The 20,714-nt window shown below is 62.2% G+C and carries 19 protein-coding genes and 1 riboswitch; of the genes, 10 read left to right on the forward strand and 9 right to left on the reverse strand.

From position 1 onward, the window contains the following. Positions 1–160 precede the first annotated feature (160 nt). A riboswitch (SAM riboswitch) is annotated at positions 161–281 on the forward strand. A 90-nt stretch (positions 282–371) separates the two neighbouring features. Next, complete coding sequence (locus tag OF385_RS04340; protein ID WP_264277152.1) at positions 372–1,730, forward strand: bifunctional o-acetylhomoserine/o-acetylserine sulfhydrylase; 1,359 nt, start codon at positions 372–374, stop codon at positions 1,728–1,730. Positions 1,731–1,732: 2 nt separating this feature from the next. Beyond that, positions 1,733–2,866: a homoserine O-acetyltransferase MetX gene (metX, locus tag OF385_RS04345; protein WP_264277153.1), complete on the forward strand. Its 1,134-nt coding sequence runs from the start codon at positions 1,733–1,735 to the stop codon at positions 2,864–2,866. A gap of 71 nt (positions 2,867–2,937) precedes the next feature. On the opposite strand, the gene OF385_RS04350 is transcribed toward metX, so the two are convergent. Both OF385_RS04350 and OF385_RS04355 read right to left on the reverse strand, forming a co-directional pair. Next, the gene (locus OF385_RS04350) at positions 2,938–3,795 is read right to left on the reverse strand and encodes an SGNH/GDSL hydrolase family protein (RefSeq protein WP_264277154.1); all 858 of its coding nucleotides are present in this window, start codon (positions 3,793–3,795) and stop codon (positions 2,938–2,940) included. Positions 3,796–3,853: 58 nt separating this feature from the next. After that, positions 3,854–4,264 carry an SHOCT domain-containing protein gene (locus OF385_RS04355; protein ID WP_264277155.1) on the reverse strand — a complete coding sequence of 137 codons (411 nt, stop codon included), beginning with the start codon at positions 4,262–4,264 and terminating at the stop codon, positions 3,854–3,856. A 286-nt stretch (positions 4,265–4,550) separates the two neighbouring features. On the opposite strand from OF385_RS04355, the gene OF385_RS04360 reads away from it, so the two are divergent. Further along, positions 4,551–6,110: an HNH endonuclease signature motif containing protein gene (locus OF385_RS04360; RefSeq protein ID WP_264277156.1), complete on the forward strand. Its 1,560-nt coding sequence runs from the start codon at positions 4,551–4,553 to the stop codon at positions 6,108–6,110. A gap of 396 nt (positions 6,111–6,506) precedes the next feature. Beyond that, the gene (locus OF385_RS04365) at positions 6,507–7,157 is read left to right on the forward strand and encodes an alpha/beta hydrolase (RefSeq protein WP_264277157.1); all 651 of its coding nucleotides are present in this window, start codon (positions 6,507–6,509) and stop codon (positions 7,155–7,157) included. Here the strand turns inward: OF385_RS04365 and OF385_RS04370 are convergent, their stop codons facing one another. Then, positions 7,158–7,388: an RNA-binding S4 domain-containing protein gene (locus OF385_RS04370; protein ID WP_022875051.1), complete on the reverse strand. Its 231-nt coding sequence runs from the start codon at positions 7,386–7,388 to the stop codon at positions 7,158–7,160. Between the two features lie 180 nt (positions 7,389–7,568). Between OF385_RS04370 and OF385_RS04375 the strand changes: the two genes are divergently transcribed. The 4 genes from OF385_RS04375 (at position 7,569) to chrA (ending at position 11,846) form a co-directional block, all read left to right on the forward strand. Then, the gene (locus OF385_RS04375; RefSeq protein ID WP_264277158.1) at positions 7,569–8,954 is read left to right on the forward strand and encodes a glycine--tRNA ligase; all 1,386 of its coding nucleotides are present in this window, start codon (positions 7,569–7,571) and stop codon (positions 8,952–8,954) included. A gap of 6 nt (positions 8,955–8,960) precedes the next feature. Further along, positions 8,961–9,890 carry a GNAT family N-acetyltransferase gene (locus OF385_RS04380; protein WP_264277159.1) on the forward strand — a complete coding sequence of 310 codons (930 nt, stop codon included), beginning with the start codon at positions 8,961–8,963 and terminating at the stop codon, positions 9,888–9,890. A gap of 211 nt (positions 9,891–10,101) precedes the next feature. After that, on the forward strand, positions 10,102–10,494 hold the full coding sequence (locus OF385_RS04385) for a DMT family transporter (RefSeq protein ID WP_264277160.1): 393 nt from the start codon (positions 10,102–10,104) through the stop codon (positions 10,492–10,494). Positions 10,495–10,640: 146 nt separating this feature from the next. Beyond that, the gene (chrA, locus tag OF385_RS04390) at positions 10,641–11,846 is read left to right on the forward strand and encodes a chromate efflux transporter (protein ID WP_264277161.1); all 1,206 of its coding nucleotides are present in this window, start codon (positions 10,641–10,643) and stop codon (positions 11,844–11,846) included. Positions 11,847–11,937: 91 nt separating this feature from the next. On the opposite strand, the gene OF385_RS04395 is transcribed toward chrA, so the two are convergent. From OF385_RS04395 to OF385_RS04420, 6 genes are all read right to left on the reverse strand, one after another. Continuing rightward, positions 11,938–12,906, reverse strand: coding sequence for an ABC transporter substrate-binding protein (locus OF385_RS04395; RefSeq protein WP_264277162.1), 969 nt, complete (start codon positions 12,904–12,906; stop codon positions 11,938–11,940). 13 nt (positions 12,907–12,919) lie between these two features. Next, positions 12,920–13,720 carry an ABC transporter ATP-binding protein gene (locus OF385_RS04400; RefSeq protein ID WP_264277163.1) on the reverse strand — a complete coding sequence of 267 codons (801 nt, stop codon included), beginning with the start codon at positions 13,718–13,720 and terminating at the stop codon, positions 12,920–12,922. Continuing rightward, complete coding sequence (locus OF385_RS04405; RefSeq protein ID WP_264277164.1) at positions 13,717–14,763, reverse strand: FecCD family ABC transporter permease; 1,047 nt, start codon at positions 14,761–14,763, stop codon at positions 13,717–13,719. Before OF385_RS04405 ends, OF385_RS04400 begins: the two co-directional genes overlap by 4 nt. Further along, positions 14,760–15,836: an iron chelate uptake ABC transporter family permease subunit gene (locus OF385_RS04410; protein ID WP_264277165.1), complete on the reverse strand. Its 1,077-nt coding sequence runs from the start codon at positions 15,834–15,836 to the stop codon at positions 14,760–14,762. Before OF385_RS04410 ends, OF385_RS04405 begins: the two co-directional genes overlap by 4 nt. 135 nt (positions 15,837–15,971) lie before the next feature. Then, entirely contained in the window at positions 15,972–17,621 is a 1,650-nt protein-coding gene (locus OF385_RS04415) for a DUF5671 domain-containing protein (protein ID WP_264277166.1), read from the reverse strand. Beyond that, entirely contained in the window at positions 17,621–18,085 is a 465-nt protein-coding gene (locus OF385_RS04420) for a hypothetical protein (RefSeq protein ID WP_264277167.1), read from the reverse strand. The genes OF385_RS04415 and OF385_RS04420 overlap by 1 nt, the downstream gene beginning before the upstream one ends. Positions 18,086–18,170: 85 nt before the next feature. On the opposite strand from OF385_RS04420, the gene dusB reads away from it, so the two are divergent. Together dusB and OF385_RS04430 are read left to right on the forward strand one after the other, a co-directional pair. After that, positions 18,171–19,373, forward strand: a complete 1,203-nt coding sequence (gene dusB, locus OF385_RS04425; protein ID WP_413468088.1) for a tRNA dihydrouridine synthase DusB — start codon at positions 18,171–18,173, stop codon at positions 19,371–19,373. 54 nt (positions 19,374–19,427) lie between these two features. After that, positions 19,428–20,711, forward strand: a complete 1,284-nt coding sequence (locus tag OF385_RS04430) for a deoxyguanosinetriphosphate triphosphohydrolase (RefSeq protein ID WP_264277169.1) — start codon at positions 19,428–19,430, stop codon at positions 20,709–20,711. The last annotated feature ends 3 nt before the right edge of the window (positions 20,712–20,714 follow it).

Raw genomic sequence — 20,714 nt, forward strand, 5'->3', positions numbered from 1 at the left:
GCAACATGTGACCGCAGTCTCTACTTAGGTGACCCTAATCTTTTTTGCTGGATCGAATTCCCTGCGGCAAAAGCGCGAACTATCTGGAATATGACCGATTGCGACCATTTGCAGGCGCCCGCATTGCAAAGATCTTCGGTTTTCGGGCACACTGGTAACAGGTCATGAGTCCCAGTAATAAGCCCCGGCTTACTGGGCGGCAACCCTCCAACCGCGGTGGGGTGCCCCGGGTGAAGACCTGGCCCTTAGGTGCATACGGCAGCTAAGGACAAGCGCGGGTAACCCTGGAAGACTTCTTGACGAGGTGCTTCCTGTCGGTGTCTTCTCAGTGGTCTACCCCCATAGTCATGAAACGCTATTTGGAGGAAACCATGAGCAACAACTGGTCATTTGAAACCCGTCAGATCCACTCCGGCCAGACCCCGGATCCGGCCACCGGCGCACGAGCGCTGCCGATTTTCCAGACCACGTCTTTCGTCTTCCCGACCGCGCAGAGCGCGGCCGCCCGCTTCGCCTTGCAGGAGCTGGAACCGATCTACACCCGCATCGGCAATCCCACCACCGACGCGGTGGAAACCCGGATCGCCGATCTGGAAGGCGGAGTAGGGGCGCTGCTGCTCTCCTCGGGCCAGGCCGCCACCACCTTCGCCATCCTGAACCTCGCCGAGGCCGGCGACCACCTGGTGGCCAGCCCCAGCCTGTACGGCGGAACCCAGAACCTGCTCAAGCACACCCTCAAGCGCCTGGGCATCGAAGTCACCTTTGTGGCCGACCCGGATAACCTGCAGGACTGGCGCGACGCGGTCCGCCCGAACACCAAGGCCTTCTTCGGCGAAACCATTTCCAACCCGCGCCAAGACGTGCTGGACATCGAAGAGGTCGCCAAGATCGCCCACGAAAACGGCGTGCCGCTGCTGGTGGACAACACCCTGGCCACCCCGTACCTGATCCGCCCGATCGAATTCGGGGCCGACATCGTCATCCACTCGGCCACCAAGTTCCTCGGCGGCCACGGCAATGCGATCGCCGGGGTGATCGTGGACTCGGGCAACTTCGACTTCGCCAAAGACCCAGCTCGTTTCCCGGGCTTCAATACCCCCGACGAGTCCTACAACGGCTTGGTCTTCGCCCGCGATCTGGGTGTGGACGGCATCCTCGGGGCCAATCTGGCCTACATCCTCAAGGCGCGCGTGCAGCTGCTGCGCGATTTGGGCGCCTCGGTCTCGCCATTCAATGCCTTCCTGATCGCCCAGGGGCTGGAAACCCTGTCCCTGCGCATCGAGCGCCACGGCGAAAATGCGCGCGAGGTAGCCAGCTGGCTCGAAGCCCGCGCCGAAGTGCAAAAGGTCGCCTATGCGGGACTGGCCTCCTCGCCATGGTTCGAGCGCGCCCAGAAGTACAGCGAGCACGGCGCCGGATCGGTGATCGCCTTCGAGCTTGCCGGTGGCGCGGCCGCCGGCCAGGCCTTCGTCAACGCGCTGGAGTTGCATTCGCACGTGGCCAACATCGGCGATGTCCGCTCGCTGGCCATCCACCCGGCCTCCACCACCCACGCCCAGCTCTCCGAGGCCGATCAGGTCGCCGCCGGCGTGAGCCCGTCCCTGGTCCGCATCAGCGTCGGCCTGGAGAACATCAAGGACATCCTGGCCGACTTGGAACTGGGCTTCAACGCTGTTGCCGCCCTGGATTCCGCGGCCGACGATAACAAGGAATTGCAGGAAACCCTTTAGGAATGGCATCCATTGCAACCACCGAGGAACCACAGCTCGCCGGCGGCCAAGACGGCATGATGCGCCGTAGCGCCGTCGGTGAGCACCACTTCGAATTCGGCGGCTACCTGCCGCAGATAGAGCTTGCCTATGAGTCCTGGGGAACCCTGGACGAAGGCGGATCCAACGCCGTGCTGGTGATGCACGCGCTGACCGGCGACGCCCATGTTGCCCAGGGCGACGGGCATAGCGCTGGCTGGTGGGACGGATTTGTCGGCCCCGGGGCCACGATCGACACCGATAAGTACTTCGTGCTGGCCGTGAATATGGTCGGCGGATGCAATGGATCCACCGGCCCGTCCTCGCTCGACGAGCACGGCGTGCCCTACGGCTCTCGCTTCCCGTTCGTCACCATCAAGGATTCGGTACGCCTCGAAGCACGCCTTGCGCAATTGCTGGGAATCACCTCCTGGCATGCGGTGATCGGCGGATCGATGGGCGGCGCGCGAGCCTTGGAGTACGCGGTCGAATTTCCCGAACAGGTCAAGAACCTGGTGGTGATGGCCTCCTGCGCTCAAGCTACGGCCGAACAGATCGCCTTCGCCCAGGTCCAGACCCAGTCCATCCGGCTGGATCCGAACTTCAACGGCGGCGATTACTACACCAGCGAAGCAGGTCCGGAAGCCGGACTCGGCCTGGCTCGGCGCCTCGCGCACATCACCTACCGCTCGGCGGCCGAGCTGGAGGCCCGCTTCGGGCGCACCGCCCAGCCCGGCGAGCACCCCACCGGCCAGTTGGATGGTCCGCGCGGCCGTTACCAGGTGGAAAGCTACTTGGATCATCAGGCCACCAAACTGGTGAACCGCTTTGATGCCAACAGCTACCTGGTGCTGACCGAGGCGCTGATGAGCCACGATGTGGCGCGCGGCTACGAGTCGCTGCAAGCCGCCTTGGCGCGCCTGGACACGGTCAACGTGGTGGTTGCCGCCGTGAATTCGGACCGCCTGTACTTCCCGGAGCAATCCGAGATGCTTGCGGCCAGCTTGGCGACACCAACCTCGGTGCATTACATCGATTCGCCGATCGGCCACGATGGCTTCCTGACCGATGCCAGCCAGCTCGACGGGATCTTGCGCGGCAGGGTTTTCAGCCGCTAGCAGCTTAACGCGAAGGGACAGCTCCCACCAGTGATCGGTGGACGCTGTCCCTTCATGCTGTTAACGATTGGCTACTGGGCGCTATCGCCGGCGCCCAGCGAATCATTGGGCTTCGGCGCGGTGAACGGCACCGCCGACGGGCGCTTGGGGGTAATGCCATCGCCCGAGGACTGGTGGCGCAACCGGCGCAGCACCCACGGCGCCAGGTGCTCACGAGCCCACTGCAGGTCCTCAATCCGTGCCTCACGCCAGGTTCGCAAATCAGGCAGCGGTGCCACCTCGGTGTCGATCGAATGCGGCACGTTCAAGGCATCCAGAGCCATGGCCGCAATCCGTTGATGACCTATGGGCGAGAAGTGCAAGCGATCCGGGGCCCACATTTGTGACTGGTGTAATTCGCGTAGCGCCCACATGTCGCCCACAATGGCGTCGTATCGCGCGGCCACCGTGCGAATGTTTTCGTTGTAGATGGCCACCTTGCCGCGGATGCTTCCCAGCACCGGCGTATCGCGAATATCCGGACCGGTGACGATCAACAGGGTCGCGCCCGTTGAGCTGAGCTTCGCGACCGCGCCGTCGAGAATGTCAGCGATCTTATCCGGATCCCCGCCCGGCCGCAGCACGTCATTGCCGCCGGCGCACAAAGAGATCAGATCCGGCTTCAAAGCGATGGCGGGAGCTACCTGCTCGGCCACGATCTGTCCGATCAGCCGGCCGCGGATTGCCAGGTTCGCATAGGCGAAATCTGAAACAGTGCTGCTCAGCTCCTGAGCCAGCCGATCGGCCCACCCCAAATGACGGCCGGGATTTGACGGATCGGGATCGCCTATTCCTTCGGTGAACGAGTCACCCAGCGCGATGTAACGACGCCAAGGATGTAGCGACTCTACTGCGGATTCGGGAGTTTCAAGGTCAAAATCTTTAGGCACAATCTACATTGTTACCCTATGGTAACTATCCGTCAATCAATCTTGGGGATGATCTACTTCACCCCTCACTCCAGCCTTTCAGCAAATCCTGGCGGGCCTGCACGTACTCATCGTTCGAAAGGATCCCACGGGAACGCAGGCTTGTTAGCTCTTCCAGCTTTGCTTCCAACGACTGCTTCGCCGCCAAGAGATTGGATTGCGCCAATTTTGTCTTCAAGTCGGTTTCGAAGGTAATGGGATCCATACCAGCGCTTTTGATATTGCGCGAATTACGTGCCTGAGCAAAAACAATGGAAATCACGATGGAGACTAAAAATACGGCAACTAGCCCTATGAGTATCGGCATCACGGAGAACGTGGCATCTATAAAGCTAGACCCAGTGGAAAGATCGTCCTCTATGTAGCCAAAACTGGATTCATCGGCTGGCAGTGACTCGTCATAGCCGTAAATGACCTCGCTGTTTTTCATTGCACCTTCGTTCGTCGTTACTCGGTAAAATTGCGAAGAAAATTCATTAGTTGGTTTAATGCTTCTTATTGCTAGTCAAGCATGGATTATTTGATGGAACCTGCTGGACCGGCAACTTTTATCAAATCGCAATCGATATGGTGTGGCCGTCTGCCTCTTCGGCCTTGCTCAGGCTTGAAGACTGTCGTTTTTCGGGGCTGAAATTTTCGGGCAAAAATCCGAGACCATTGTCCACAATCCGCTTGATTCCGGGCTATTTTGTCGGTCGCTCACGGGAAAATTAGATATGAGCAATCCAAATTATTCTGAAGATTATGACGATGAACATCGTCTACCGCTGAGCCCTCCGGGCACTCGCAACGAGTCTCGTCCAGACTCCATCTTTTCGCAGTATCTTTCGCATCAGATTTTTTATGGTCCGGTCATGAAGCGAGCTGAAGTCCTTTTTAACGCGGGGCCGGTGCAGAGTACTTTTGATGCGCTAGAACGTCTGAAGACCATTCAACAGCTCCATGGATCCCTGGACGCGATGACGTCCACCTTGCTGGCGGATACCGTTGAGCAGGTTGGAGCGGGTTTCGCGGATAACCTTGCTGAGCTGCGCGCTTCCAACCCGGACGAATTGCGCGAGGCTGGGCGGAGTGCCGAGTTTTATCGTGTAGACCCTGGCTCTGATCAGATTATCAATGCCAATTTCGTGGCCGAGGCCGCGGTTGCGCTGAGGGAAACTCCGCAGATGGTGGGCAAGCGCATGTTCTATGCAAAGGGCTTGCGCCATGTCTGCAAGGACACTTTGATAGCACTTGCCGCCGGGGAAATCACGGTCAAGGCGGCCCACTACATTGTGAAGTTCTCGCAGGACTTGGTGCCAGAGCAAATCGAGATCATGGAGCATCTCTTGCTACCGCTTGCAAAGACTGCCAGCGACGACACTGTCTATCAGAAAGCACGCAGACTGCATGATCGGATGAATCCTGAATCAGCGCAAGAACGTCGCAATAAGTCAGAGGCCGCGCGCAAGGTAACGCACTGGTTCGACGACGCATCCGGTATGGGAACCATCCAGCTGACCCACCGTTCCGACGTCATTAAGTCCATCATGAGCACTCTTCGTTGGACGGTGGATCAGGACAATGATCCAAGAGATGAACGCACTGTTGAGCAGCAGATGGCAGACGTTTATGCGGATGCCTTGATCAATGGCTGGCCTGGTAGCGACGGTTCACCGCTGAAGCCTCGCTTATCGATCACTATTCCAGCGTTGGAAATGCTGGCGAATCCCAACAAAGCCCTTGCTGATTTGGAAGGCGTTGGTCCTATCCCCGTAGGGCTAGCGCTTGAGTTGGCGAAGGACGCTCCATCATTCCAGCGGGTCCTGACTGATCCGTGGACCGGCGCGGTAATTGATGTTGAACGTAGGAAGTACACCCCAACGCAAGGAATGAAGGACCTCCTGCGGCACAGGGATGTTCATTGTTGTTTCCCCGGATGCAGGCGCCCTGCTGACGTTTCGGAAATGGATCATATTGAAGACTGGGCGCATGGCGGAAACACTGACCGCGACAATATGCATCTGCTGTGCAAGCGGCATCAGATGTTCAAGCACGCACTGGGGTGGAAAATCCATGCAAGGCCCGACGGGACGAGGTCTTGGCTCACGCCGCATGGGCTGCACGTCATCATCACGCCGGAAAGCATTGACGTTGTTGAAAACCTGGATTACATAAATGATCACTGTCCGCAGCGGCCTGAACCTCCACGAATCCCGCAGGTCCGGCTCAACGCAGATACGCTTCGGGTTCTCAGCTATCCGGAACAGCCGGAAGCAAAGCTTAATTCCGCCTGATCTGGCGGACCACTAGTGATTCGTTGAATGACAAATATTTTCAGTCAGCAAGGGACTTCAAACCACCCATAATCACGTATCGGTATCGGCCATGAAGCTGATGGCCTTGAATCCTCGCGGCCTCAATTCTTGGGCTACACCCTAGCTTGAATTCCTGACAGCGTGAATGGATTTTTTTGTCCGTTGATGCTGAACAAACGAACGATTGGTCGTACGCCAGCGACGTACTCGTAATGACAAGTTTTTTCAGTCACTAAGACGAGTGGGTGGGAACTTCTGAGCTTCCGCAGAGGTAGTGATCCAAGACGTGGCATGACAAGATTTTTCGTTCACTAGCCACAGGGCATAGGGCAATAAGCCCAACCTCGACGATGTCTTTTCGCTAATCTTGAGCACATGACTTCATCCGAGACCGCGCCAGTGGCCATCATCTCCCGCAACGACGATTCTCGCTTGGGCACCCCGTTGCTGGTGTTCCTGCATGGTTATGGATCAAATGAACAAGACCTAATGGGTCTCTCGCGCTACCTGCCCGAAGAATTCACCTACTTATCCGTGCGCGCACCACTGCAGGCCGGCCCTGGATTCTGCTGGTTCCCGCTTACGCAAGAAATCGACTACTCAAGTGAAGCCGTTTCAAGTAGCGTTGTTGCATTGTGGCAGCTGCTGGAGCCGCTGAGCAAGCAGCACTCCTCGATCACGCTGCTGGGTTTCTCGCAGGGAATGGCAATGGCAACATCCTTGGCCCGATATCAGCGCGAGGCCATCACTGCAGTGATTGGTCTATCTGGGTTTGCCGTTGAACCGCGAGATCTAGAGATTCTCGACGACGAAAAATTGCGGCAGAATCCGATTCCGCTGTTCTGGGGCAGAGACCTTGCCGATCCGGTGATTACCCAGGACAAGATCGCTTTCACCCTTGGATGGGTATCCAAACATGCAGAGCTGACCATCGAAACCTACCCGCAAATCGGGCACTCGGTCAGCATGGAAGAACTTGAAGACGTCGATGCGTTCCTCAAGAAAGTGGTGCTCGGGCAGGAATAGTTACTGCTGGGAGGTCACTTTCACGCATTCGCCGTTAACGCAGACGACGTCTCCGGGGCGGATCTGGGCCCCGCGGCGGGTGTCGACTGCTCCGTTGACCGTGACAACGCCTTCGGAAATAAGCTCCTTGGCGTGGATGCCGTCTTCGGCGAGGGAAGCCAGTTTGAGCAGCTGGCCCAAGCGGATCGATTCGTCGCGGATTTCTAGGTCAAAAGCTTCGTTGGCACTCATGGCTCCCATTCTTCCCTATAACTGGGCCAGTCGCGCCACGATGTGGGCAAGAGCGGGGAAGTTCACTTTCGCGTTACCCGCATCCGCTTAGTCTCACGGCCTTGGAAACGATACCCTTGAACGGTATGTATTTTTCTACGGACCGCAACCAGCGGCCTCGTAATTTCCATTGGAGTTGATATGGCGCCACAGTCCAAGCTAGATCAGGTAATTTCCCTCGCAAAGCGTCGAGGCTTCGTTTTCCAGGCTGGTGAAATTTACGGTGGTTCCCGTTCCGCATGGGATTACGGACCTCTTGGTACCGAACTGAAGGAAAACATCAAGCGCGAGTGGTGGCAGAACTTTGTCCGCGGCCGCGAAGACATGGTTGGCCTGGACTCGTCCATCATCCTGCCAAAGGCTGTCTGGGAAGCTTCCGGTCACGTAGCTACTTTCACCGATCCACTGGTCGAGTGCATCCAGTGCCACAAGCGCCACCGTCAAGATCACCTGATCGAGGCCTTCGAAGCGAAGAAGGGGCGTGCGCCAAAGGACGGCATGAGCGAGATTGCCTGCCCTGACTGCGGCACCAAGGGCCAGTTCACCGAGCCCCAGATGTTCTCCGGTCTGATGAAGACCTTCCTGGGCCCAGTGGATTCAGAATCGGGCATGGCCTTCATGCGTCCAGAGACTGCTCAGGGCATCTTCGTGAACTTCGCTAACGTGCTCACCGCCAGCCGCAAGAAGCCACCATTCGGCATCGGCCAAGTCGGCAAGGCCTTCCGTAACGAAATCACCCCAGGTAACTTCATCTTCCGAACCCGCGAGTTCGAACAGATGGAAATCGAGTTCTTCACCGCTCCGGAAGATGCACCGAAGTACTTCGACCAGTGGGTCAAGGATTGCTGGGCATGGTTCGTTGATCTGGGCATCAAGGAAGAAAACCTGCGCCAGTTCGACGTGCCAGAAGACGACCGCGCGCACTACTCGGCGGGCACCATCGACTTCGAATACCGCTTCGGCTTCCAGGGGTCGGAATGGGGCGAGCTCATGGGTGTCGCCAACCGCACCGACTACGACCTGTCGAGCCATGCCAAGGCTTCGGGCGCAGAGCTGACCTACTTCAACCAGGCTACCGGCGAACGCTACACCCCATACGTGATCGAGCCTTCCTTCGGCCTGACCCGTTCGATGATGGCCTTCCTAGTGGATGCCTACACCGAGGACGAGGCGCCGAACACCAAGGGCGGCGTGGATAAGCGCACCGTACTGAAGCTGGACCCACGCCTGGCTCCGGTCAAGGCCGCTGTGCTGCCACTGAGCCGCAACGAGAACCTGTCGCCGAAGGCCAAGGAGCTGGCCAACGAGCTGCGCAAGCGCTGGAACATCGACTTCGATGACGCCGGAGCCATCGGCCGCCGCTACCGCCGCCAGGATGAGATCGGTACGCCGTTCTGCATCACCGTGGACTTCGACACCCTCGACGACCAGGCCGTGACCATTCGCGAGCGCGACACCATGACCCAGGAACGCGTGTCCCTGGACCAGGTCACCGCCTACCTTTCCGAGCGTCTGAACGGAGCCTAGAGCCCGATGAACGAACTGGAATTCCGGCCCTGGCGCAACGGGGATGACCTGGAGCTGCTGCAGGTTTTCGGTGATCCGCGCTCGCCACAGGCCCACCAGGATCGCACCATGCTGCGCGAGAACAGCGATGCGCTGTTCTCCCGCACGCTGGTGGCCAGCATCGATGGCGTAGCAATCGGTGCCGGCGTGGTCTTCGCCTCCTCGCTGCACCCGCAGCGCTTGTGGCTCTACGTCGAGGTGGCTGCCGATCAGCGCCGCTCCGGCGTGGGCACCGCCCTGGTCCAGCAGCTGCGCCAGCAGATCCCGGCCGATCAGGTCCAGCAGCTCAAGGCCCGCTACACCGTGACCCCGGGCGATCCGGCCACCGCGGCGGCAGGTTTCTGCAGGGCTTTGGGGCTGGGCGAAATCCAGGTCTCGCGCGATGTGATCCTGGAGCCGGGCGCCTTGGCAGAACCGGTGTTCGATACGAACGACCGGGTGATCGAGGAGCTGTCCACGGGCAGCGTCGAGCTGACCAAGCTGGTCATGGACTTCTACAACAAGGTCCACGAGCAGTGGGATCCAGCCCAGATGACCGTTGGCTCGGCCCAGCGCATGCTGCTCGACGAGCATACCGGCGCCCAAGCGGCCCTGGTGCTGCGCGATAAGCCCAAGCGGGAGGGCGGGGTGCCGCTGGCCTTCGCAGTCAGCTACGTACCAGCGCGCGAGGACGCTCCCTCGGATGTGCTGGTGGGACACAACCCGGCCTTCAGTGATGACGAGGTGGCCGAGGCGGTGCGCGATATGGTCGCGATGCTGATCCACCAGTATCCGGTGAAGCTGGAAGTGGATTCGTCCATGTTCATCCTGGCTTCGCTGATTGACGCGCTGGCGGGGGTTGAGCAGGCCACGGTCATTTCGACCACGCATATCATGGCCAGCGACGCAGCCAAGTAGTGCCAGCTCAAGCGGGACCAGGTTCGTGAACTGGTCCCGCTTTTGCGTCCTCTCGGCCCCTTCTGCCCTTTGGCACGAAAGCAGCTTGCGTGACACGCAGCGCCGCACCGGCGGCACGTTCTTTCTCGTGCTGTTCTCCTTCGCCTCCGGCCTGCCGCTGTGCGTGCAGTCGCGCATCAACGGGGCGCTGGGCGCGTAGCTGGGAGATGCCATGGCGGCATCAACCATCAGCTTCGGAGCCGGCTTGGCGGCCTTGATCCTGCTGGCCCTCGCCGTACCCCGGGTGCTCAACACCGTGCGGCAGGTGCCGAGCATCGGCGTCGCGGCGTTCACTGTCTGCCTGGCAACCGGCCAGGCGATCGGTTCCATGCTCATGGACCGGGTGGGCTTTGGCGGGGCCGCGCCACGAAAGATCAATGCCCTGCGCATCCTCGGCTTGCTCATGGGCTTCCAGCCTGCGGCCAACGGCGAGCCAGTGGCACCCTATGGCGGTGCCACGACGGCGACCCTGGTCAACTTCTGTCGGCTTCCTGGTCCTGGATGTGATTTCCCCCGGCCCTGGGATCCTCCGTCACGGCCGCAACCGCCACGGGCACCGTGCTGACACTGCTCGCCGTTGGCTTGGCCTCGTTCCCGGGGGCGCGCAGCGCACAGGAATCCAGCGACCGCAGCCCGGTCGCAGTGCGCGAATAGCCTGCCGCGCTGTGGTTGTTCACTGTCCGTTTCCCTTTCACGCCTAAGCTGGAATTCATGGAATCACAGCAGCTGGACAAGGGCTCGGCCAGCGAGGTCTTCAAGGTCTTCCTCAAGCTCGGCCTTACTTCTTTCGGCGGTCCCATCGCCCACTTGGGATATTTCCGCACCGAACTGGTGGACCGGCGCCGCTGGCTCGATGACCAGCAATACGCCCAGCTGGTCGCATTGGGCCAGTTCCTGCCCGGCCCGGCCTCCAGCCAGGTAGGTTTCGGCCTCGGCCTGCACCGCGCCGGCCTGCGCGGAGCCTCGGCGGCGTTCCTGGCCTTCACCCTTCCCTCCGCGGTTCTGCTCGCGGTCTTCGCCTTCGGCTCGTCACTGTTCGCCGGTCCAGCCGGGACCGGGCTGCTGACCGGCCTGAAAATCGTCGCGGTCGCCATCATCGCCCAAGCGGTATTGGGCATGGCCAAGAATCTGGCACCGGATCGGACACGTGCATCTATCGCCGTGGCGGCTGCCGCCTCGGCACTGCTCTGGGCGGGATCCTTCGGACAGCTGCTGGCCATCGCCTTCGGCGCCGTAGCTGGATACTTCTGGTGCCGTGATGCGGATCCGGGTCCAGCGACTGTCCTGCAGTTCCCGGTCTCAAGGTCGTTGGGGATCAGCTGCCTGGCGCTGTTCGCTCTTTTGCTTTTCGGATTGCCGCTGGCTGCCTGGGCCACCGGTTGGGATCTGCTGGCGTTCATCGATGCCTTCTACCGCTCCGGCGCACTGGTCTTCGGCGGCGGCCATGTGGTGCTGCCGCTGCTCCAAAGCGCGCTCGTGGATCCCGGGCTGATCAGTTCCCAGGATTTCCTCGCCGGCTACGGCGCGGCACAGGCCGTGCCCGGACCATTGTTCACCTTCGCCGCATACCTCGGCGTCTTCGTGGAATCAGGTCCCGGCGGCATGCTCGGCTCGGCCATTGCCTTGCTGGCCATCTTCCTTCCGGGATTCCTGTTGCTGCTGGGCGTTCTGCCATTTTGGAATCGGCTGAGCCACTGGCCGGCGGCACGCGCTATCCTGCGCGGCGCCAATGCAGCAGTGGTCGGCGTGCTAGCCGCCGCCCTCTACGACCCGGTCTTCACCTCGGCGATTACTTCCGCTCCCGCGTTCGTGCTGGCGCTGCTCTGCTTTGTCCTGCTGACCGCTTGGAAGATGGTGCCATGGATCGTGGTTGCCATCTCGGGGCTCGGGGGAGTGCTGCTGGGGGTGCTCGCCTGACCGGGATCGTTCCGCCGGTCCCGGCACCCTGACGCGCCAAGACGCGCAGGGTGCCGGAAGGGCGGCGCTGGTGCCCTGGTGAGCCAGGACTCTAGCCCAGGCTCTTGGCTGTGCTGAGCACTGAGATCAGCTCGTCGAACCATTGCGCATAGCTGCTGTAGGTGAAGGGACGCTTGTCATCCCATTCGACCACCTGGCCGGCCTTGACCGCGGGCAAAGCGGTGAAGACCGGGTGGTTCTCGACCTGCTGGGCGGTGCCCGAATAACTCAGGACCACATCGGCGGGGTAGTCGGCAACCTTTTCCCAGCTCAAGGAAGCCCAGCCGCTGTCTTCGGTCGGGCCGACGATCTCGAACCCGAGTTCGTCGAGCAGGGCCAGCTGGCCCAGGGTTTTCTGGCCGACGTACAAGTCGTCATAGCCGTTGAGCGCGATGATCCGCAGCGGCTGGTCCTTGGCCAGGGTGCGCAACTGCTCGAGCTTGGCTTCGTAGTCGGCCTTGGCTGCAGACTGCGAGTCAACGTCGCCTCCCAGCGACTCCGCCAAGGACTCATAGTCCTCGATCACCTCCTCGACGGGCCGGCCGCTGAATTTGATGCCCACGAACGGCGCAGTGGCGGTCGCCTCGGCCTGGACCTTTTCATCCCACCAGGTCCACCCGGTGCCGTCGGCATTGCCGAAGCCCACGATCAGGTCCGGGGCAAGGCCCAGCAGCTTCTCAAGATTGAATTCACCGTCTTGGCCGATGGTCTCCATCTGCGCCGGATCGGCCGTGCCAAGAGCCAGGCTTCCCGGCTCATTCAGGCCGTAGCCGAAGACGCCGGAAGGACGGATGCCGTAATCCCAGAGGGCCGCGGCCGAGTAGGAATCGACGACCAGCGACTTCGGTGCGGCGTCCAAGGAGATGGTCTTCCCATAGCCGGAGCTGGTGAAGCTCCACGCTTCGCCGGCTTCGCTGCTGGCTGGGGGCGCCGCCTGGGTGCTCGGGCTGCAGGCGGCCAGGGCCAGCGCCGCGGCCAGCGATGCTGCACCGAACACGGCGCGACGGGTGATTGGTTGCATGTACTTTTCCTTCTTAGTTGGCTTCGTGGCCCAGCGGGATCACGAGCGGTGTGTGCGAAACGGGATCCTGGATGATGGTGCAGGGCAATGCGAAGACCTCATTGATCAGTTCCTCGGTGACAATCTCGGATGGAGCTCCGGCGGCGATGATCTCGCCGGATTTCATTGCGATCAGGTGCGTGGCATACCGGCAGGCCTGGTTCAAGTCATGGAGCACGGCCACCACCGTATTTCCCTGCTGCTCGTTGAGCCGGCGGCAGAGCTCCATGATTTCTATCTGGTGCGCGATATCCAGGAAGGTGGTCGGCTCATCGAGCAGCAGCAAGGGAGTCTGCTGGGCGAGCACCATGGCGATCCACACGCGTTGGCGTTGCCCGCCGGAGAGCTCGTCGACCAGCCGCCGGGAAAGCCCGGTGGTGCCGGTGGCGTGCATGGCATTGAGCACCGCTTGCTCATCCGCGGCTGACCATTGGGAGAATACGCCCTGGTGCGGGTGGCGGCCGCGGGCGACCAGGTCCGCTACGGTGATGCCATCCGGGGCGAGCGAGGACTGCGGCAGCAGCCCGAGCCGCTGCGCCACGTGCTTGGCCGGCAGTGAGAGGATCGGCTTGCCATCGAGGATGACCTGGCCGGAAGCGGGTTTCAGGACCCGGGACAAGGCCCGCAGCAGCGTCGATTTCCCGCAGGCGTTGGGCCCGATGACCACCGTGAACGAACCCGGCGGGATGGACACCGAGAGGTTCTCGGAGATGGCCGCCGGCCCGTAGCCCAAGGTGAGCTGGTCGGCGGATAGCTGTGGATGGGTGATGCTCATTGGCGTCGTGCCTCACGAAGTAGTAGCCAGATCAGGTAGACCCCGCCAATGCTGACGGTGACGACGCCAACCGGCAGGGAAGTATTTGCCAACACGCGCTGGGCCAGCACATCGCTGGCCAGCAGCAGCACCGCGCCGAGCAGAGCCGAGGATGCCAGCGACACCCCGGCGCTGCCCATGAGCCGGCGGGCGATTTGCGGAGCAGCTAGCGAAATGAAGGCGATGGGACCTGCCGCCGCCGTGGCCAAGGCGGTCAATGCCACCCCGATGACCAGCAGGGCCAGCTTGCTTGACTCGGCCCTGATGCCCAGCGCTACCGCCGCGTCATCGCCCATTTCCAGCAGGCGCATCCTGCGCGCGCAGGCCATGGCGCACAGCGCGAGAGGCAATGCGACGGCCGCGGCCGGTATTGCTTGGTCCCAGCCGATGGCGTTCAGCGAGCCGGCACCCCAGATGGCAGCGGACATGGCGTCCTCCAAGTCGCTGCGCAGGATCAGCCAGGTGTTGGCCGAAGCCAGCACCGCGCTGACCGCAATCCCGACAATGATCAGCCGGAACCCCTCGGACCCCTTCCGGTAGGACAACGCATAGACCACGGCAGCGGTGGCCAAGCCGCCGGCCAACGCCCCAAGCGCTACCTGGAAGTACCCGCCGCCAAGGAGCAGCATCACGGCCAGAGCACCGGTATAGGCGCCGGTATTGAATCCGATGACGTCCGGCGAACCCAGCGGATTGCGGGTCATGGATTGGAAGATTGCGCCGCTGGCACCGAGCGCTGCGCCCAGCACCAGTGCCATCAGGACCCGGGGCAGGCGCCACTGCAGCACCACTCTCTGGCTGCTGGCCTCCCCGGTTCCAGCCAAGGCATTGAGCACTTCTCCCACGCTGAGCACGAAGTCTCCGGTGGCCAAAGCGAACAGTCCCAGTGCGGCAGCCAACGCGCACAGCAGGGCGGCGAACAGCAGCCGGCGGGCCTGCACGCGCAAGCTGATGGGCCCAATGCGCAGAACGCGGTGGCCGGGGCCGAAATCGACGGTGCTCATAGTCCGCTGGCCTGCTTCCGCCGAACCAGCCAAATTAGCACCGGAGCACCAAGGAAAGCGGTAACGACACCCACCTGCATTTCACCCGGAAGGACCACGACGCGGCCGAGCACATCGGCAACGAGCAGCAGCACCGGGCCGAGGAGCAGCGAGAAGCATAAGATCCATCGCTGATCTGGCCCGACGATCCAGCGGCTGATATGCGGGATCATCAAGCCCACGAAACCTATCGGGCCCGCGGCGGCTGTCGCCGCCCCGCACAGCAAGGTGACTGCCACAATGACCAATCCACGGGTCAGGCCGATGTTGGTCCCCAACGCAAGGCTGGCATCATCGCCCAGGGCCAGCGTGTTGAGCGAGCGGGTGCACAGCACCGCCAGGAGCACGCCCAGCACGACGAAAGGTGCGATGGTCCACACCATTGGCATGGTGCGGTTGTTCAAGGTCCCGGCGCCCCAATAGCGCATGCGGTCGAAGGCCTCGGGATTGAGCAAAGTCATCCCGTTGGAAATTCCTCCCAGCACGGCGCCCAGCGCGACGCCGGCCAGGGTCAGCCTGGCCGGGGTCGCTCCGCCGCGGCCACGGGAGCCGATGGCGTAGACCGCGATGGTGGCTGCGACGGCTCCGGCAAAGGCGAACCAGATGTACTGGGAGATCTGCGTGATGCCCAGGAAGGCCACGGCGAGCACTACCGCGAATCCGGCGCCGGCGTTGACCCCGAGAATACCGGGATCGGCCAGTGGATTCCGGGTCAGCGCTTGGATCAAAGCACCGGCAACAGCCAACGAGAGTCCTGCCAGGAGTCCAATCGCGGTGCGCGGCACGCGCAGCTCATTGATGATCACCAGTGTTTCGGGAGTGCCGGATCCAAGCAATGCCTGCATGGACTCCATCGGTGCAATGGCCTTGGCCCCGATGCCCAGGGACGCGAAAACGGCGGCAACGAGCAAGCCAAGGCAGATCGCCAAGGCTATAGATTTCCAGGCGTTGCTGCTGGTCAACCCTGCCGGATGGAGGGCCTCGTTTGCCTGGGTTGATTCGCTGGCGGGATGATGCGGCGCAAGAAGGGTCATGCGACTTTCCGTAATTAGGGGACACTCACTCGTACGTAAGTACAAAAAGCCACACTATCATGATGTTTTTAGGGCAGGCTAAGTTAAGTCATAATCGATGCAGCTATTGTTCATTTGCTGCTGAACGACCTGCGACTAGGCCAGATTGGTAAATTGCACTGAACCGTCAGCAGCGGCAATGGCCAGGAACGAATCAGCCTCAGTTGCCAAGCGTTCATCGATTCGCGCCAGCACCGACACCTCGGCCCGGTCATCCAAGGCAGGACCGGCCGAAGCAATCCACGCCACCGACAACCCGGGCCGTGCTGCCAGTGGTGCGGCCATCGGTTCAGAGGCAGCTGGGCCAACGATGATCACAGCACGACGCGTCACGGAGCTGTGGTCCACCGCGGACGTACCCGAGGACGCGGCATTGGACTGCTTGTCCGCACGCCACAGCACGAAGTGGTAGCCAGCCACGGCAGCGGTTGCGACCAGCCAGCCCAGCGGGACGCGCACGGCGTCCAGAAGGGAATCAAGGCGATTCCCGGCTTCCAGATAGTATTCGAAAATCCGGTATCCGAGGACCAGCAGGGAAATCAGGGCGACCGTGGAACTGGCTCCGAAGAACAAGACCAGGTAGACGCTGCGGGAATCCGCTGGCGAAGGCTTGAGCGGCTTGAAATACCCTAGCCAAGCCGCCGTCCCGAAGATGAGCAGTCCCAGGCCATGGCCTAGCAATCGCACCGGGTATTCCGCCGTGACACTGGCGGCGATTGCCGCGAAGAGCGCATTGAGAATCATGCCCAAGCCGGTTGCCAGCACCGCCAGACCGAGCCCGCCAAGCACCAAGCGGGCCGCGTTCACTACGGCGGCCGAGCGCAATCCGGAACGCAATTGCAACTGGTGGTAGATCCAGATCACCGCGGCCGCCATGACGATGGCCAGCAGCTGCGGGCCGCCGGCAAGGAGCAGCCCGGTGCGTTCCTGGGTGCTCCACGCCTGCGGCCACACCCAGGAAAACAGCTTGGCGCCCGAGAGCAGGAGCGCCAGTGCCGGTGCGGCCAATCCCAGCGCGATCAGCAAGACGTCGCTGAAGGGATCGGACATTTTCTGCACGCGGCGCAGTTTCCAATGCCAGAACCACAGTGCCGACGCGCCACCCAGCCAGATCACAGCAACCAGCAGATGCTGCAGGCCCGTAGCACCTGCCAAGGCATTTTCCGGCCGGACCAGGATTTCCAGTGCCGCCTTGAGCGAGGCCACCAGCGAGAGTGCGACGAGCGCCACGCTGAAGTAATTTCCCACCGCCGCTGCCAGATGCGCGAATTGCCTTGGTGCTGTCCGCTCGGCCACGATCTGCCGGTGCTGCCAGGCGCACACCGCGCCCCATCCCAAAGCCGTGCCCAAGGTTGGCTGCCATGCGCCTTGAGCGGAAGGAGCAATTAGTCCGGACAGCACCGCCAACGCGGCGCAGCTGCTGGCGGCCAGGGTGGCAAGATAGGTGGCCGAGGCCTGCAAGGAGAAGATCGCCGCGTCGAAGGCCGACGGGTGGGCCAGCCGCTTGCGGATGGAGCGCCACAGCAACCAAGCCAGCGGGATCCCGACCAAGCTGAAGGCGAAGGCCATCGCCAGCTGCTCGGTGCTGACCTGTTGTGCATCGAACCCATGGAACACCGCGGTGAGCAGGGCGGACAGGCCAGTGGCCACGACCAGCAGCAGGATGAACAGCAGTCCGTGGAGGATCACCGGACGCAGCATGCTGCTGCTTCGCGACAGTGGAGCTGGATCAGTAGCGGCAGCCATCAGTAGCCCATCTCCTCGGCGGTGCACAGCCCGACCTGCCATGGCATGCGGTCGATCAGCCAGGTCCCATTGACCTTGCGCAGCTCGAAGGCATCCTCATAGGAGGACAGATCCGGCCAGGGCAGGAACCTGGCATCTGCGGTATCGAACCGCGTGAGGACGGTAGCGTCCGCAGTACCCACGGTGCTGCTGAGCAGCCGCACCTCCAGCGGCTGCGTCGCGTAGGGCTCCGGATTGCACGGCATCCTGGATTCGCCCTGAAGCACAAAGCCCCGCATGGCAGGCAAATCCTCGGATTCGAAGGCCATCAGATACCGCTGCACGACCCCTTCCGGGGTGTTCTCCGCGTGGGCTTGTGGTGCCGGACGCAGCGAAACCACAAGCAACGCGGCTATAACCAAGGCCACACAGGCGGCGGCCACTACGACAAGCACCACCCTGGCGACCGAAAAATTACTTGTCATTGCCCTATTCTCCGCCTGCAGCAGGGCAGAAGCCAGATGCTGCGGGGCACGATTTGATCAAGATCTCAGTTACCGATTTGCCTGCATGCGCGATAATGGATGGGTGACGACCCTGACTGATGCGCCGAATGACACCCCCACCTTGAAGCTGCCGCCCTTGCAGCTGGGCAAGCTCACCATCGATACCCCGGTGGTTCTTGCGCCCATGGCCGGGGTGACCAACCGCGCCTTCCGCCGGCTGTGCCGCGAATACGGCGGCGGGCTGTTCGTCACCGAAATGGTGACCGCCCGCGCCCTGGTGGAACGCAACCCGGAATCCTTGCGCATCATCTCGCACGACCCGGATGAGGAGATCCGCTCCATCCAGATCTACGGAGTGGACCCGGGCACCGTGCGTGCCGCGGTGCGCATGGTCGTTGACGAGAACCTGGCCGATCACGTGGACCTGAACTTCGGCTGCCCGGTCCCGAAGGTGACCCGCAAGGGCGGCGGTTCGGCACTGCCGTGGAAGACCGATCTGTTCACCTCGATCATCGAGGCCGCGACCTCCGAGGCCGCCAAGGGCGATATCCCGCTGACCGTGAAGATCCGCACCGGCATCGACAAGGACCACCTGACCTACCTGGAGTCCGCCAAGATCGCCCGCGATCACGGGGCCGCAGCCGTCACCCTGCACGCCCGCACTGCCGGCCAGTACTACGCCGGTCATTCGGACTGGGACGCCATCACCACCCTGCGCGAAGCCATGGACGACCTGCCGGTACTGGGCAACGGCGATATCTTCAGCGCCGAGGATGCGATCAACATGGTCGAGCAGACCGGTGCCGCCGGGGTGATGGTGGGACGCGGCTGCCAGGGACGCCCCTGGATTTTCGGCGACCTGCAGGCCGCGTTCGAAGGCCGGGCGGATCGCTTCCGTCCCGGTGTGCGCAAGGTGGCTGACACCGTGTACCGCCACGGGGAACTGCTCACCGAGTTCTTCGAGGACGAGGGCAAGGGCATGCGCGACATCCGCAAGCACATCGCCTGGTATTTCAAGGGCTACCCGGTCGGCGGCGAAATCCGCTCCCAGCTGGCCCAGGTGCCATCCCTGGCTGTCCTGCGCGAGCTGCTGGATCAGCTGGATCTGGACCTGCCGTACCCCGGTGCTGCCGCTGAAGGCACCCGCGGACGGGCGGGCCACCCGAAGAAGACCCACGTGCCTGATGGCTGGCTGGATAACCGCGTGATGTCCGATGCGCACCGCGAAATGATCAAGGCGGCAGAACTGGACATTTCCGGCGGCTAGGCGCTCGCCGTGGATAACCGCCGAGCACCCCTAAATGTCACTAGACTAGGTAACATGACTCAGATCCCCGGCTATGCAGAAGCCGATTCGCAACGGTGGGTGCCCGAGCCGGCCAAGAAGTCCTATCGCACTGCTTTTGAGCGCGACCGTGCTCGGGTGCTGCACTCTTCGGCGTTGCGCCGGCTGAGCGCCAAAACCCAGGTGGTCGCGCCGAACCAGAATGACTTTGTGCGCAACCGGCTCACCCACTCCCTGGAAGTGGCCCAAGTGGGCCGCGAATTGGGGGCGGCGCTGGGCTGCGATCCGGACGTGGTTGATACCGCGTGCCTGGCGCACGATCTGGGCCACCCGCCCTTCGGCCACAACGGCGAAAAGGCGCTGGACAAGCTGGCCTCCGGCATCGGCGGATTCGAGGGCAACGCGCAGACCCTGCGCCTGCTGACCCGGCTGGAAACCAAGACCTTCAGGCACAACGGCCATTCTGCCGGATTGAACCTGTCGCGCGCCTCGCTGGATGCCGCCTGCAAATACCCGTGGCTCAAGGCCGACGCGCCTGAGGCCAACGGCAAGAAGACCAAGAAGTTCGGCGTCTACGAGGATGATGCCCCGATCTTCAATTGGCTGCGCGATGTTCCCGAAGCCGCCCCGGGCGTGGTCTGCATGGAAGGCCAGGTCATGGACTTGGCCGATGACATCTCCTACTCGGTGCACGATGTCGAGGATGCGATCGTCGGAGGCCAGTTGCAGCTGCGCTGGCTCAAGCAGGATCTGCAGCGGGAACGGGCCCTGCAGGTCACCCGGGAATGGTATCTGCCATCCACCGGCGAATCCGATATCGAGGCGGCCCTGCGCCGCCTGGAAGCCAGCGACGAGTGGGTATCGCACTTCGACGGGTCACGCCGTTCCATGGCTGGCCTGAAGGATATGACCAGCCAATTCATCGGGCGTTTCGCGGCGGCCGCCCTGGACGCCACGCGCGCCCGCTACGGCAGCGGGAACCTGACCCGCTATAACGCGAGCCTGATCGTGCCGGAGGAAACCGTGCACGAAATCGCGGTGATGAAGGGCATCGCCGCCAGCTACGTGATGACCTCCGAAGTGCGCCAGCCGCTGTATCTGGACCAGCGCACCTTGCTGGCCGAGCTGGTGGCGCTGCTGGTGGAGACCGGCAAGGACAATCTGGAGCCGATCTTCGCCGCGGACTGGGAAGATGCGGCCGATGAGGCCGCCCAGCTGCGCGTGGTGATCGACCAGGTCGCCTCACTCACCGACGTGTCGGCCACCGAGTGGCATTCATATCTGGTCAAGGGCGTAGCCCCTGAAGCGCAACTGTTCTAGAAG

Origin of the sequence: Glutamicibacter sp. JL.03c (assembly GCF_025854375.1) — a bacterium.
Classification (GTDB): domain Bacteria; phylum Actinomycetota; class Actinomycetes; order Actinomycetales; family Micrococcaceae; genus Glutamicibacter.